The organism is Stenotrophomonas sp. YJH_SMC_25 (genome assembly GCF_059369595.1).
This window is the reverse complement of sequence record NZ_JCAFSV010000008.1, coordinates 147,548-162,961: the sequence shown is the minus strand read 5'-3', so window position 1 is coordinate 162,961 and position 15,414 is coordinate 147,548. Positions and strand designations below refer to the sequence as shown.

General features: G+C 64.2%; 7 protein-coding genes. 2 read left to right on the top strand and 5 right to left on the bottom strand.

Annotated features, from left to right (window positions below):
- Window positions 1–63: 63 nt before the first annotated feature.
- The 3 genes from AC5P7E_RS12830 to AC5P7E_RS12820 all read right to left on the bottom strand — a co-directional run bounded on the left by AC5P7E_RS12830 (window position 64) and on the right by AC5P7E_RS12820 (window position 2,235).
- Window positions 64–474 (bottom strand): H-NS histone family protein, encoded by a 411-nt coding sequence (locus AC5P7E_RS12830; RefSeq protein ID WP_329761655.1) that lies wholly within the window; start codon window positions 472–474, stop codon window positions 64–66.
- A gap of 611 nt (window positions 475–1,085) precedes the next feature.
- Window positions 1,086–1,913: an ImmA/IrrE family metallo-endopeptidase gene (locus AC5P7E_RS12825; RefSeq protein WP_329761656.1), complete on the bottom strand. Its 828-nt coding sequence runs from the start codon at window positions 1,911–1,913 to the stop codon at window positions 1,086–1,088.
- A complete protein-coding gene (locus tag AC5P7E_RS12820; RefSeq protein WP_033830473.1) occupies window positions 1,906–2,235 on the bottom strand; it encodes a helix-turn-helix domain-containing protein in 330 nt (109 codons plus the stop codon). Before AC5P7E_RS12820 ends, AC5P7E_RS12825 begins: the two co-directional genes overlap by 8 nt.
- Window positions 2,236–2,634: 399 nt before the next feature.
- On the opposite strand from AC5P7E_RS12820, the gene AC5P7E_RS12815 reads away from it, so the two are divergent.
- Window positions 2,635–2,919 (top strand): hypothetical protein, encoded by a 285-nt coding sequence (locus AC5P7E_RS12815; RefSeq protein WP_329761657.1) that lies wholly within the window; start codon window positions 2,635–2,637, stop codon window positions 2,917–2,919.
- Window positions 2,920–3,238: 319 nt separating this feature from the next.
- Here the strand turns inward: AC5P7E_RS12815 and AC5P7E_RS12810 are convergent, their stop codons facing one another.
- A complete protein-coding gene (locus tag AC5P7E_RS12810; protein WP_223846475.1) occupies window positions 3,239–3,649 on the bottom strand; it encodes a DUF3592 domain-containing protein in 411 nt (136 codons plus the stop codon).
- Window positions 3,650–3,988: 339 nt separating this feature from the next.
- On the opposite strand from AC5P7E_RS12810, the gene AC5P7E_RS12805 reads away from it, so the two are divergent.
- Window positions 3,989–4,432, top strand: a complete 444-nt coding sequence (locus AC5P7E_RS12805; RefSeq protein WP_012479278.1) for a GNAT family N-acetyltransferase — start codon at window positions 3,989–3,991, stop codon at window positions 4,430–4,432.
- Between the two features lie 56 nt (window positions 4,433–4,488).
- Here AC5P7E_RS12805 and AC5P7E_RS12800 read toward each other — a convergent pair whose 3' ends face one another.
- Window positions 4,489–15,396: an autotransporter-associated beta strand repeat-containing protein gene (locus AC5P7E_RS12800; RefSeq protein ID WP_329761658.1), complete on the bottom strand. Its 10,908-nt coding sequence runs from the start codon at window positions 15,394–15,396 to the stop codon at window positions 4,489–4,491.
- Between the last annotated feature and the right edge of the window lie 18 nt (window positions 15,397–15,414).

Here is a 15,414-nt window from a genome sequence, read left to right as displayed (position 1 = left end):
CAAAGCGTTCCTTTAGCCATGATCTGGAATGCTCAAAAAAGCCCCTTGCGGGGCCTTTTTATTTCACCCCGGATACTTGGGGAATTTCTCATCTGGATGCTTGGCCTTCCACTCCTTGTAAGCGGCGGAACCTTCCCATGCTGCGAAAGCACGCGGCGTGCGGCCACGGCCAGTCCAGGTCTCTTGGGTATGCGGCAGCCAATACTTCGGGGCGACCTCTTTGCGCGTGCCAGTGCCAGCAGACTTCTTCGGGCGACCTGGCCCATTGGAAGAACTGCCAACTTGGCTGGCGATATCGGCCTTCTGCTTAGCGGTGAGGTGCTGCCCGTAACGGCTTAGCAGATCCGAAATCTGCAAGAACGCGTCAGACGCTTCGTCTTCAATGAGCTTCGCTTCTTGCTCTTCAAGCTTGCGCAGTTCTTCGGCCAGCTTAGCTTTGGCCGAAGCAATTGAATCAAGGGTCGGTTTGCTCATTTCGCATAGCCTTGGAGATTGGAAGAAAATTATAACAACGAACTGCGCCACAGGTTCAATTGAGGCACGAAATTTTCGAGAAACCTATACGGTTGACAGTTCAATGGATCGCATTAGAACTAGGGGGCCGCCATCGAAGGAGCAACCATTGAAATTTCTCATTGAAGTCATTCCATCTAACGAATATCCGGTATCTCTGACGTCCCAGATCGCCGACAAAGGATATGTTGATACCAATGCCCCTCCAAAGTTCTTCCAGTGCTTCGTGATGGGAGATGACCAACTGACCACCACGCCTTCTTTCATTCAGTGCCCAGTGCTAAACGAAATAGAGCCAGGCTCTCTCCTTCGGATAACCAAATTATCCGAGCCTGAGACCTAGGTTCGCATTCTGGCAATTCATTTCCGCCTCTTCAACGTTATCGTAGACAGGGCCGACATACGTGTTGGTCTGTGTATCGTAGATTTGATAGCCATCCTTTTTCCCAGGGCGACTGATAACTTGCACACGATACCGCTTCTTCTTGCTTGTAAATTTTCCCATTGTCAGATCCTCACCTTCCCACGAACGATCTAAGATACATTTTCAGAATGGTAGAAGGGTAGCGCTCTCAGTCTTCCTCGACCTCTTCTCCTTCTTCCAATGTCAAGAGTGTCAAGGTGCGGCCATACGAGCCTAAGCCAATCGCCTCTTCTGTGAGGTAAACGCCACTCTTTGCGCCGAAGAACCAATCACTGGCTTCTGCACTATCACTGTCTTCCATCGCGATTTTTATTGCATCGGGATCATCAGCCAACCTCTGAGTAGCGCTGTCGGAGGGGACCTTTGTGTTGCGACCCAATGGCTTTGCCCACCCAACGTGGGATTGGAGTGGATAGGTCGCACAAAACTCAACGCGACCATTCAAACACTGCAAAACTCCCGTGGGCAAGTGCCCGATTTCAGCATAACGCAGTGCGGCGGCAGTCAATGAGGTATTGCAAGCTTCCGCCAATGAACGAACAGCAGCCATGCCATCGCCATTCTTATTAATAATAGGCTTGCATAGCGATTTTGGCATCATCAAACACGATGCAAAATAATCCGCCTCTCGCTCAATAGGATCTGAGGATCCAAAGCCACCTCGAGATGCGTGCTCGCTGCCTTGCTTAAAAATATGTTCGGGATGACCATCGAGGCAGAAGTGGCCCAATTCATGAGCCACGCTGAAATTTTGAAATCCGGGGCTTTCGATATGCGTGGCGTAAATGATGGCAAAGTCATTCCCCTGACGCACTAGCCATCCTGATGCACCCGAGGAACCAGCCGGTTTTGCATGCACTTGGATGTCCAAGTGCTTTGCAATGTCTATGGGATTAATTGGAAGTGATACAACTCCCGCATCGTTGAGCATGTCCTGCGCTTTGGCTTCGATCTGCTGCCGACGATAACTATCCATCTCTCTTCCTTGTATCGGCCAGTGACTTGGCGACGGCTTCAAGCATCTTGATGTCGTCTTCCGTGGCCTGTCCCAAATGGCGAGCAATTCTGGAAGCGGCTGCCATGTCATCTGGGCTATCAACAAGCCCCATCAGGTAGTCAGTGCTCACGCCCAGAACTTTGGTCAGACGACGCAAGTTATCAAACGAAGGCTTCCTTGATCCACTCTCAAAGTGGGAGATGGTCGTGGACGGCAGACTCGCTTCCTTGCCCAGATCCGCTTGCGTCAGACCTCGCCTGTCCCTGGCCTCTCTCAAACGGGCTGGGAAGAGATCAGACATGGGGCAATCCTAAATCGTGGTGGGTGACAAATCATACTTGACGAAGTCGACAACAGGGGAGTATTGTCGCTTCCGTCAAGTCCTTGTAGTCGGAAATCTTCTGACTGGCTTGGCAGGAGAGAGTCTTATGAGCACCCGTAAGCCTGTCGGAACGACCGCCAAGACTGGCGAAACCTGCCCTGAGAGTGGTGTGTGGCAGCCCTCTGGCTACTCCACCACTGCACCCATCGCTAAGGGCAACCGCATGCCGCCCTACGATGGGAAGGCCGTGACCTGGGTGTTGAAGCAACACGCCTGAGCAAGAGGGGCGGCGGGCCAGCTGCCGCCCCTTCTTAGGGCAGTTTTGAGTGACTGCTGGTCCAAAAGAATCCCCAGCAACTCGATCTCGGAGGACATGCTATGGCTGTTTATGTTGTGACCTGGAACCTGAACAAAGAACGCAGCAACTATGATGTGGCGCGCCGCCAGTTCATCCAGCACTTGGAGCGGTATCCCAACGCGCAAGATGGCGGATTGGAAAGCGTTCGTTGGGTGCAAAGCTCAGGGACTGCCCAGCAGCTGAGCGATGACCTTCGTCAAAAGCTCGACAACAATGACCGCATTTTCGTTAGCAAACTCAATGCCGGGCAATTTGGGGGGTGGCTCAACAAGGACGTTGGCAGCTGGATTAACGCTCGCCTGTAATAGGCAAAACGCCACCTTCGGGTGGCTTATTTTTTTCAGTGGTGTATACGAATCGCCCCTGAGGGACTTTTCGCAGCCTATAATTTACGGACACAACACAGGACACAGGTCCGGTTTGCGTTCCGGTTGAAGATCAGGGTGTTAGAGCTGATTCAATAAGCTCCCCCTCTCTCCGCCAGATAAATGAAGAAGCCGCCCACTGGGCGGCTTTTTTATTTGGGTGGCGGGAAGCGCGGCAGGTACTACCGAACTGAACAGGCCCTGCCGCCAGGGGCAGGTCCAACGGTCCGCCCGTCGACAGCGCGCGATCCGCTGCGAGTCACCTGCGCCGGAGCAGTCCCCGCACGCAGACGCCGACGAACGCCAGCCCCAGCAGCATCCACACGACCGTCATTCCCCACAGCGCACCGAACGTATCCAGGACCGGCTCCAGGCGCGGTTGCGCCGGATCGTACAGCACGCGTACCGGCTGTCCAGGCTCATAGCCGAAGATCATGCCGCCCTGCGGGTAAGAGACGCGTTGGCCGGTCGCGGTGGTGAACGCAATCTGCGGATGCGATCCGCCCGCGTTCAGGCGCTCGACCTGGCCATCGACGGCCTGCGCGATCTGCAGGAACTCAAGGCGATGCGTCACTTCGAAGGCGGCCACGGCAAGGATCAACAGCCCCACCGCGCCAAACAGCAGACCGCGCATGACCTGGGCAGTCCGGGAAAGAGAAGGGTCGGGCATCGCTGGGCAGCTCCGTTGCAGGCAGGAAGACGAATGGGGCCGGCGGATCCTGCCGCGCGGTCAGTCCCACGTGTCGAAAGCATAGCCCAGGAGCCGCCGCGCCCCGCTGCATGCCATCGCGGCCGCATGCGCCTCGCCACTGACGCACCCGCCTGGTGCAGGCGCCTGTGTTCCGCACAGTCATTCGAAGTGGGCGAAATCATCCGTGAGAAGATCGACTCCGCTCCATGTACCTTGGAGCACTTCGGCGCCCCTGCGGCCTCGTCGTGCGATACCCCCCTCGAGAAGGACAACGTCTGGACGGTTGAAATGCGCCCGGGCAACGCCAAGGCATTTTCCATGAACCTCCGCCTCTACCGCCCCGCCGATGCCAGCGCCTGCCTGTCGATTTTCGACAGCAACGTGCCCACCTACTTCGCGCCCGAAGAGCGCAGCGACTTTGGGCGCTTCCTGCAAGAACAGGCCATGGACTGTGCATTCCAGGTCATCGAGCGAGATGGCAGCATCGTGGCGTGCGGCGGCCTGTCGCGACGCGGCGACGGCAGTGCCGGTTTCTGCTGGGGCATGGTACAGCGCGCGCTGCACCGGCATGGACTGGGCCGGGAACTGGCGCTGGCACGCCTGCGCCAGGCCGAAGCGGATCCCTCGATCAAGCGCATCACGCTCAGTACCAGCCAGCACACCCAGGGCTTCTATGCTGGCCTGGGCTTCCAGGTGACGCGGATCGTTTCCAATGGCCACGGCGCCGGGATCGATGCCGTGGAGATGGAGCGGAGGGTCTAGCCCTCCGCACCGCCCTGGATCCACGCAGGCGTGGATCCAACGTCGCCCCACTCTCCTCAGAAGCCCACACGCAGGTTGATCTGCCCGCCCACGTCGCGGCGGCCATCGCCGTGCTGGCCCTGCACGAACATCGACAGCTGGCTGTTGCGGCCGAGGCCCACCGCCACGCCCACCTGACTGACCAGCGCATTGCGTGCCATCACCGCGCTGTAGACGTCGAAGGCATTGCCGCCCACCGCGAAGCGGTTGCGGCTGGCCACATCGGTATCACCCGATGCATGCTGCCAGCCCAGGCCAACCGTCAGCTGCGCCGGGAAGCGCTCGCCGCTGCCCACATCCCAACGGCCGCGCACGCCCACGGTGCTGACATTGAGCGTGTCCTTGCCGCCTTCCAGCACCAGCGCAGCCGTGCCGCCCTGCTCCACCGCACGATCACTGTCGACCCAGTGCCTGGTGAACTGCACATACGGCTGAAGTTGGGTCCTGCCATGGGTCCAGGTCCAGCTGCCCTCCACCTGCGCGATGGTCACATCCGAGTCCTGGCGGCTGTACAGGGTCTGGCCCAGCAGCGGCACCTCACGCGTGGTACGCGTGCGGTAGTCACCGCGCGATACGCTGCCACCGACCGCAAAGCCGTTGTTCCACTGGCCCTGCGCATACAGGCCGAACGTGTTGCCGCGCAGGCGGGCCCGCGAGCTGCGATCGTACAGGCGCGTATCCAGCCGCTCGTTGCCTGCGGCCGCACCCAGCACCACGTGTTCGCCCAGCTGCCAGTCCACGCCCGCCATCAGTGCATTGCGGTTGGAGCGGATGTCGTCGCCGTTGCCGTCACCGTCCTGGCGGAACACCTTGCCGCTGCCGGCCAGCCAGGCGGAGGCACGCTCGCCACGCACGGTCGGCAGTTCGCTGCCGAGACGCTGGCGGATGCCCTCTTCCAGGTAGTTGTCGTACAGCAGCACCGCACGGCTGGCCGCATGCACCTCGCCGGACAACTGGTCGAACGCCGCACGCGCGGTACCCGCGTCATACATCAGCAGCGTGTTGTACAGGCCCAGTGCCGAACCACTCTGCGGCAGACTGTCCAGCGCTGCAGCGGTGTTGTACTGGTTGCGCGTCTTCGCCGCCGTGGTGAATGCCGCGGTCTGCGCTACGTCGATCTGCAGGTTGGCCGTGTTGGCGGTATAGACCGGGGTGATGGTCAGGAAGGCCGACGGCGAGGTCGCCGAAGCGAACTGCCCGCTGACGCCACCACCCGCGTTGATCACGGTGTACTGCTGGCCCTGCTGGTAGCTGGTGTTCGGCGAGATGGTATTCACCTTGACGATGCTGCCACCCACGTTGGCGCTGCCGCCCACCTGTACCGTATCGCTGCCGGTGGCGCCCAGGTCGACGCCCAGCGTGCTGCCCGGCGACAACGTCAGGTTGCCGCCCACCGTGATCGTGCCGGTGCCATTGCCTGCACCACTGCCGTTGCCCGGGCCATTGCCCGGCGACAGCACGCCGCCGCTGGACACCGTCACGCCGCCACCCGTGCCACCGATGGTCCCGGTACCGGACAGCGTGGTACCGCTGCCGATGGTCCACTGGCCACCGATGTTGCCGGTGACATTCAGGCCACCGCCGGTGACCTGGCCGGTGCCGCTGAAGCCGCCGCTGTTGCCGCCCAGGTTCAGGCCGCCCGGGCCTGCCTGCACGATGCTGCCACCACCGCTGATGGTGCCGCCCAGCGTAGTGGTGCCGCCGGTGTTGATGACCAGGCCACCGTTGTTGGTGATGTTGCCGGTGATCGAGCCGCTGGCGCCGCCATTGCCGACCTGCACGGTGCCGCCGGCATTGATGGTGGTGCCGCCGGTGTAGGTGTTGTTGCCGGTCAGGGTGACCGTTCCGGTGCCGGCCTGGGTCAGGCCACCACTGCCGCTGATGGTGCCTCCGACGGTGGTGTTGCCGCCCACGTTGAACACCAGGCTGCCGTTGTTGCTGACGTTGCCGGCGATCGCACCGCTGGCGCCGCCATTGCCAACCTGCAACGTGCCGCCGGTATTGATGGTGGTGCCACCGGTATAGGTGTTGTTGCCGCCCAGGATCAACGTGCCGCTGCCGGCCTGGGTCAGGCCACCGCTGCCGCTGATGGCGCCACCGACCGTGGTATTGCCGGCCACGTTGAACACCAGGTTGCCGTTGTTGGTGACGTTGCCACCGATCGCGCCGGTCGCACCGCCGTTGCCGACCTGCAGCGTGCCGCCTGCATTGATCGTGGTCGGCCCGGTGTAGGTGTTGTTGCCGGTCACGGTCAGAGTGCCGCTGCCGGCCTGGGTCAGGCCGCCGCTGCCGCTGATGGTGCCACCCAGCGTGGTGTTGCCGGCCACGTTGGACAGCAGCGTGCCGTTGTTGGTGACATCGCCAATGATCGAGCCGGTCGCGCCGCCATTGCCCAGCTGCAGCGTGCCGCCGGCGTTGATGGTGGTACCCCCGGTGTAGGTGTTGGTGCCGGTCAGCACCAGCGACCCACTGCCCGCCTGGGTCAGGCCACCCGTACCGCTGATGGTGCCGCCCAGCTGCGTGTTGCCGGCCACGTTGGAGATCAACGCGCCATTGTTGGTGATGTCTCCAGCGATGGCGCCGGTTGCCCCGCCGTTGCCGACCTGCAGCGTACCGCCGGTATTGATCGTGGTGCCACCGGTATAGGTGTTGTTGCCGACCAGGGTCAGCACGCCGCTGCCGGCCTGGGTCAGGCCACCGCTGCCGCTGATCGCGCCACCGACCGTGGTGTTGCCGCCCACGTTGAATACCAGGCTGCCGTTGTTGGCAACGTTGCCGGTGATCGCACCGGTCGCACCGCCATTGCCCACCTGCAGGGTGCCACCGGCATTGACGGTGGTGCCGCCGGTATAGGTGTTGTTGCCGGTCAGCACCAGCACGCCGCTGCCGGCCTGGGTCAGGCCTCCACTGCCGCTGATGGTGCCACCGAGCGTGGTGTTGCCGGCCACGTTGGACACCAGCGCGCCGTTGTTGGTGATGTCGCCGACGATCGCACCGGTCGCACCACCGTTGCCGATCTGCAGCGTGCCGCCGGCATTGATCGTGGTCCCTCCGGTGTAGGTGTTGTTGCCGGTCAGCACCAGCGTGCCGCTGCCGGCCTGGGTCAGACCGCCATTGCCACTGACCACCGCACCCACGGTTGCCGTGGTGCCGAGGTTGTAGACCAGGCTGCCATTGTTGGTGATGTCGCCCAGCACCGAACCGGTGCTGCCACCGTTGCCGATCTGCAGGGTGCTGCCACCGTTGATGGTGGTACCGCCGGTATAGGTGTTGTCGCCGCTCAGGGTCAGCGTACCGGTACCTCCCTGCACCAGGCCGCCGGTGCCACTGAGGACGCCAGCGAACACGGTGCTGGCGTTGTTGCCGCCGGTGGTCAGCGTTGCACCGCCCAGCGCCACCGTGCTGCCGGCCACACCGGCCAGGCCGCCGATGCTCTGGTTGCCACCGGCACTGATGTCCAGCGTGCTGGTGCCGGCCAGGTTCACCGTGCTGGCGCCAGACAGGCTGCCGCCCGCGCCCACCGCCAGCGTGCCGCTGTTGATGGTGGTGGTGCCGGTGTAGCTGCTGGCGCCGCCGAGGGTAACCGTCGCCGCGCCATCCTTCAGCAGGCCACCGGCACCGCTGATCGGTCCATTCAAGGTCAACGCGTTGCTGCCGGCCAGGGTCAGCGTACCGCCGGCCAGCTGCACGCTGTTGGCCAAGGTCAGCGCGCTGGTGCCGTCCAGGCTGGCGTTGCCGCCTACGGTCAGCGCGCCGATGCCCAGCGAACCGCCGTTGCCCAGCAGCAGGCCACCGGCATTGAGGGTCACGCCGCCCGTGAAGACGTTGACGCCAGTCAAGCCCTGGATGCCTGCGCCGTTCTTTACCAGGCCACCGGCCCCTCCGATGGTGCCGGCGAACGTGGTATTGCCCACGCCATTGAGGGTCAGCGTGCTGCCGCCCAGCGCCACGGTCGAACCTGCCACGCCTGCCAGCGAACCGATCGCCTGCGCACCACCCGCGCTGATGTCGAAGGTGGTACCGGCGTTGGCCAGGGTGACCGCACCGGTCGCTGCAAGGCTGCCGCCGGCACCGATCGCCAGCGTGCCGGCGTTGATGGTGGTGCCACCGGTGAAGGTGTTGGTGCCGGTCAACGTCTGGGTGCCCGAACCTTCCTTGATCAGGCCACCGGAGCCGGCCACCGAACCACTGAAGGTGCCATTGGCAGGGCCTCCGATCGTCAGCGTGTTGGCGCCCAGATTCACTGTACCGCTGCCGATCAGGGTACCGAACTGCTGCGTGCCGCTGCCTGCTGACAGATCGAAGGTCGCCCCCGTGGCCAGGTTGACGGTGCCTGAGGAGGCCAGGCTGGCGCCAGCACCCAGTGCCAGAGTGCCGGCGTTGATGAAAGTACCGCCGGTATAGGTGTTGGCACCATTCAAGGTCAGCGTCGCGGCACCCTCCTTGGTCAGTGAGCCGGTACCACTGAGGATGCCGTTGAGGGTGAGGTTGTTGCTGCCGAGGACGGTCAACGCGTTGTTGAGGGTGAAGTTGTTGGCGAGGGTGACCGCCGTGTTCGAATCGAGCGTCGCAGCGCCTCCGACCGTCACCGCACCGGTGCCCAACGCAGCATTGTTGCCGACCACCAGGCCACCGGCGTTGAGCGCTACGCCGCCGCTGAAGGTGCTGGCGCCGTTGAGCGTCTGCACGCCTGCGCCGTTCTTGACCAGGCCGCCGTTGCCACTGATCGCACCGCTGAAGGTGCTGTCCACGGTGCCGCCCAGGGTCAGCGTGCTGCCGCCCAGCGCCACCGTACTGCCGGCGACGCCGGCCAGCGAACCGATGGCCTGGTTGCCCGCCGAAATGTCGAACGTGCCGGCACCGGCCAGGTTCACTGCGCCGGTCGCGGCGAGGCTGCCACCAGCACCGATCGCCAGCGTGCCGCTGTTGATGGTGGTGCCACCGGTGTAGGTGTTGGCGCCGCTCAGGGTCACCGTGGCCGCACCGTCCTTGATCAGCCCGCCCGTGCCGGAGATCACGCCACCCAGGGTCAGCGCCTGGCTGCCAAGCAGATCGAGGTTGGCACCCGATGCGAGGTTGATGCTGTTGGCCAGGCTGACGCCGGTCGATGCATCCAGCGTCGCATTGCTTCCCACCGTCAGCGCACCGCTGCCGAGCGCAGCGTTGTTGCCGACCACCAATGCGCCGCCATTGAGCGCGACGCCACCGCTGAACAGGTTGGCACCGCCCAGCGTGAGGCTGCCGGCGCCGTTCTTGACCAGGCCGCCGGTGCCGGAGATCGCGCCATCGAAGATGCTGTTGCCAACGCCGCCCAGGGTCAGCGTCTGCGCGCCCAGGCTCACCGTCGAACCCGCCACGCCGTTCAACGCCCCGATGGTCTGGTTGGCGCCGGCAGTGGAGATATCGAAGCCCGTGCCTGCCGCAGTGAGCGTCACCGCACCGGTCGCGGCCAGACTGCCGCCGGGGCCGATCGCCAGGGTACCGGCGTTGATGAACGTGCCGCCGGTGTAGGTGTTGGCACCGGTCAGCGTCTCGATGCCGGCACCGACCTTGGTCAGGCCACCGGTGCCTGCGATCGAGCCACTGAAGGTGCCATCGGTGGCGCCGCCCACTTCGATCGAGTTGGCACCGAGGTTCACCGTACCGTTGCCGACCAGCGTGCCGAACTGCTGCGTGCCACTGCCGGCCGACAGGTCCAGCGTGGCGCCGGTGGCAAGATTGACGGTACCGCTCGCGGCCAGGCTGGCACCGGCCCCCAGCGCCAGCGTGCCGGCGTTGATGTTGGTGCCACCGGTGTAGGTGTTGGCGCCATTCAACGTCAGCGTCGCGCTGCCATTCTTGGTGAGGCTGCCGGTACCGGAAAGGACGCCGTTGAGCGTCAGTGCATTGGTCCCGATTACGGTCAGCCCGGCATTGAGCGCAATGTTGTTGGCCAGCGTTGCCAGGCCGGTGGTATCCAGCGTGGCAGCACCACCGACGGTCAATGCGCCCGTGCCCAGCGCTGTGTCATTGCCGAGCACCAGTCCGCCTGCATTGAGCGTCACGCCGCCACCGAAGGTATTGGCGCCGGACAAGGTCTGTACGCCCGCGCCCACCTTGACCAGGCCACCACCGCCGCTGATCACGCCATCGAACGCGGCGTTGCCGGCGGTACCGAAGGTCAACGAGTTGCCGCCCAGCGTCAGCGTGCTGCCGCCCGCGCCGTTGAGCGCGCCGATGGTCTGGTTGCCGCCGGCACCGGAGATATCGAAGCCTGCGCCTGCGCCCAACGTGATATCACCGACTGCGGCGAGACTGCCACCCGTGCCCAACGCCAGCGTGCCGGCGTTGATGGTGGTACCGCCGGTGTAGGTGTTGGCACCGGACAGCTTCAGCGTGGTGCCGCCATTCTTGATCAGGCTGCCATTGCCGCCTACCACGCCCGACAGCGTCAGCGCATTGCTGCCGGGCAGCGTGAGTGCGACGCCCGAGCCCAGCGTGACCGCATTTCCGAGCGTCACTGCAGTGCCTGCATCCAGCGTGGTGCTGGCATTGACCGCCAGCGCACCGGTACCGAGCGCACCATTCGCGCCGACCACCAGGCCACCACCGTTCAAGGTCAGCCCGCCACCGAAGGTGTTGGTGTTGTTGAGGGTCAGCAGGCCCGCACCATTCTTGACCAGGCTGCCATTGCCGCTCAGCACGCCTCCGAATGCAACGTCACTGGTTCCACCCAGGGTGAGCTGGGTGCCGGCACCGAAGTTCACCGCGTTGGCCAGATTCAATGCCACCGTGCTGTCCAGCGTGGTGGTGCCGCCAATACCCAGCGCACCGGTACCAAGCGCACCTGCATCGCCCAGTACCAACCCACCCGCGTTGAGCGCAAGGCCACCACTGAACGTGTTTGCACCGGACAGCGTCTGCACGCCCGTGCCGGTCTTGACCAGGCCGCCGGTACCACCGATCACACCGGCAAAGCTGCCATTGCTGGCACCGCCAAAGGTCAGCGACTGCGCGCCCAGCGCCAGCTGGCTGCCCGCCACGCCATTCAACGCGCCGATGGTCTGTGCCGCACCGGCTGCGGAGATGTCCAGTGTCGCGCCCGCACCGGCAAGATTCACCGCACCGGCTGCGGCGAGACTGCCGCCTGCGCCCAGCGCCAGCGTGCCGGCGTTGATGGTGGTGCCTCCGTTGTAGGTATTAGCGCCCGACAACGTCAACCGCGCCGTGCCGTCCTTGATCAGCCCACCGGCACCGAATACCGGACCGGCCAGCGTCAGGTCATTGCTACCCAGCACGGAAAGGTTGGCACCGGCAGCGAGACCGATGGTGTTGCCCAGCGCCAGCGCCGTTGTGGCCTCCAGCGAAGCGTTGCCGCCCACGTCCAGCTGACCGGTACCCAATGCCAGTGCATTGCCCAGCTGCAGCACACCCGCGTTGAGGCCAACACCCCCACTGAAGGTATTGGGGCCGTTCAACGCCAGTGTCGCCGCACCGTTCTTGACCAGGCTGCCGGTGCCGGCGATGACACCGCCCAGCGCTACATTCTGGCTGCCCAGCAGGTTAAGCACTGCACCCGTTCCAAGATTGACGCCATTGGCCAGGTTCAGCGCCACCGAACTGTCCAGCGTGGTATTGGCGCCCACCGACAGCGCACCAGTGCCCAACGCACCGGCATTGCCCAGCAGCAGGCCGCCACCGTTGACGGTCACCCCGCCGCCGAAGGTGTTGGCGCCATTGAGGGTCAAGGTGGTGGCACCGTTCTTCACCAGCCTGCCCGCACCGGAGACCACCCCACCCAGCGTGATCGCCTGCGAGCCCGGCAGCGACAGCGCGGCACCCGCGCCCAGGGACACATTGTTGCCCAGGCTCAGCGCTGCACTGCCATCGAGCGAGACGTTGCCGCCAATGCCCAGTACCCCCGTCCCCAGCGCTCCGCTGTTGCCCAGCAGCAGGCTGCCGGCGTTTGCGTTCAGTCCACCGCTGAAAGTGTTGGTGCCGTTCAAGGTCAGTATCGACGCGCCATTCTTGACCAGGCTGCCGGTGCCGGTGATGTTGCCGCCCAGGGTCAGGTTCTGGCTGCCCGGCAGGGTCAGCGCCGCGCCGAGGTTGATCGCATTGCCCAGGTTCAGCGCAGCAGTGGTGTCCAGCGAACCGTTGCCACTGACCGTCAGCGCACCGCTTCCCAGCGCACCGGCGTTGCCCAGCACCAGGCCACCGGCTGCAAGATTCACCCCACCGCTGAAGGTGCTGGCGCTGGTCAGCGTCTGCACGCCGGTGCCCTGCTTGATCAGGCCACCGGTGCCGCCGATGACGCCGGCGAAGGTCTGGTTGGTGGCATCACCGAAGGTCAGCGTGCTGCTGCCCAGCGACAGGGTGCTGCCAGCCACGCCGGACAACGCACCGATGGTCTGGTTGCCGCCGAGCGAGATGTCCAGGTCCGCGCCAACGCCGGCCAGGCTGACCGCACCGCCGGCGGCCAGGCTTCCGCCGCTGCCCACCGCAACCTTGCCGGCATTGATCGCCAGGCCGCCGGTGAAGGTATTTGCGCCACCCAGCGTAAGCGTGGCTGCACCGTTCTTGACCAGGCTGCCGGTGCCACCGATGGCGCCGCCCAGCGTCAATGCACTGCTGCCCAGTACATTCAGCAGGCCACCTGCGCCGAGGTTGATGTCATTGCCCACGCTCAGCGCCGCGCTGGCATCGAGCGTTGTCGCACCGCCGACATTCAGCGCGCCGGTTCCGAGCGCGCCGGCATTGCCCAGGACCAGGCCACCGGCATTGAGCGCCAGCCCACCACCAAAGGTATTTGCAGCGTTGAGGGTCAGCGTGGTCGCACCACTCTTGACCAGGCTGCCGGTGCCACCGATCACGCCGTTGAACGTCAACGCCTGGTTGCCGAGCAGATTGAGGCTGGCACCCGAACCGAGGTTGACCGCGTTGGCCAGTGCAAGCGCCCCCGTGGTTCCATCGAGCGTCACGTTGCCACCGACACTGAGCGAACCGCTGCCCAGCGCAGCAGCATTGCCCAGCAGCAGGCCACCGGCGTTGAGTGCCACGCCGCCACTGAGGTTGTTCACGCCCGACAAGGTCTGCACGCCGGTGCCCAGCTTGATCAGGCCACCCGTGCCTGCGGCGAACGTACCGCTGTAGCTGGTATCGCCCAGCCCGGCGAGAGTGAGCGTGTGGCTGCCCAGGTTGACCGAGCCGCCGAGGCCCGCAAGCGAACCGATGGTCTGGTTGGCGGCCGCCGACAGGTCCAGGGTGGTACCGACGCCGACCGTGATCGCACCGGTGGGCGACAGGCTGCCGCCCGCGCCCAGCGCCAACGCGCCTCCGGCCAGGTTGAAACTGCCGGTCAGCGCATTGGCGCCGTTCAGGGTGAGAGTGCCGGCGCCGTTCTTGGTCAGGTCGCCGGCACCGGAGATCGAACCGTTCAATGACAACGCATTGCTGCCCAGCAGGTTCAGCGAGCCCCCGCCATTGATCACCAGATTGTTGCCCAGGGTGAAGCCCGACGTCGTATCCAGTGAAGCGCTGCCACCCACGGTCAGGTTGCCGCTGCCCAGCGCGCCCGCATTGCCCAGCAGCAGGCCGCCGGCGTTGAGGTTGACGCCGCCGGAGAACAGGTTTACGCCGCCGAGCGTGACGATGCCGGTGTTGTTGACCGTCAGCCCGCCAGTACCGGACAGCACGCCACCCAGTCTGAACGCATTGGTCCCGCCGAGGGAAAGGTTGCCGCCAAGGTTGAAGGCGTTGGTCAGGTTCAGACCGGCCGTGGAGGCGGCGATGGCACCGCCGTTGGCGGTGAACAGCCCTGTGCCGAAGGAACCGGCATTATTGAAATTGACCAGGCCATCATTGAGCGTGGTCGTGCCTGCACCAGCCCACGCACCCTGCAGGTTCCAGGTACCGCTGTTGACGGTGAGCCTCTGGAAGTTGATGTACTGGTTCCAGCCCAGCGTGGTCACCGCCCCACCGGTACCGCTGCCCGGGCCGGTGGCGCTGTTCTGCAGCACCAGGCTGTTGTTGGACGCCGAACCACCGTCGACGATGCCGGCCGCGGCCAGATTCACCGCAAGCGCGCCGACCTGCCCGGCCACGCCGATACCGGCGGTATTGACGCTGGAACCAGACACGGCGGTGAAGGTGTTGCCGGAGACCGAACTGCCCAGGTTCACACTGCCGTTGATGGTTCCTGCGTTGAGGAAGGTATTGCCGGCTCCCGCCGTGGCCGAACCCTGGAACCCTATGCGGCCGGTAATGGTGCCGGTGTTGTCGAGAGTGGTCTGCGCACCACCGTAGCTGACGATCGATGCCGCATCGGCCGTGGTCAACAGGCCTGCACCAAAGATCGACATGTCCACATTACCGGCATTGACGATGTTGCTGACACCGCCGGAAGCGTTCTGCACCACCAGCGCCTGTCCGCCGAAACCGAGGATGGAGCCGATGTTGACCAGGCCTTTGATCGCCCCGCCTGCCTGATTGTTGACGCTGATGGTGTTTCCACCGACGGTATTGTTGCCCAGCACCATGCCCGACGCTGCCAGGCTCAGGCCACCGTTGATGGTGGGATCGACCGTGCCCTGGTTGTTCACGGTTATGCCGTTACCACTCAAATTCACTGCACTTCCGCCAACGATCGGCGGCACGCTGAGCTCGGCGCCGGTCTGGATATTCAGCGTCACGCCGTTGATGCTGTTGGTCAGCGAATTGGTATTGGAGCCGGTGGCGCAGGTCACCGTCGTACCTGCGGTAGTGCAGGCCGCAAACGCCGACCCGCTGGCCAGTGTTGCGGCCAAAGCCACCGCCAGCTGGTGCGCCCGCAATCGCGGCACCCGCCCTGCGCTGACCGCGCTTCCGCCGGGATTCCGGGCGACCTCCGAAGCAACCTGCATTACCCCAAGGGCACGATTGAAAACCAGACGGTAAATGCGGTTCATCGGTAAATCTCCATGAAA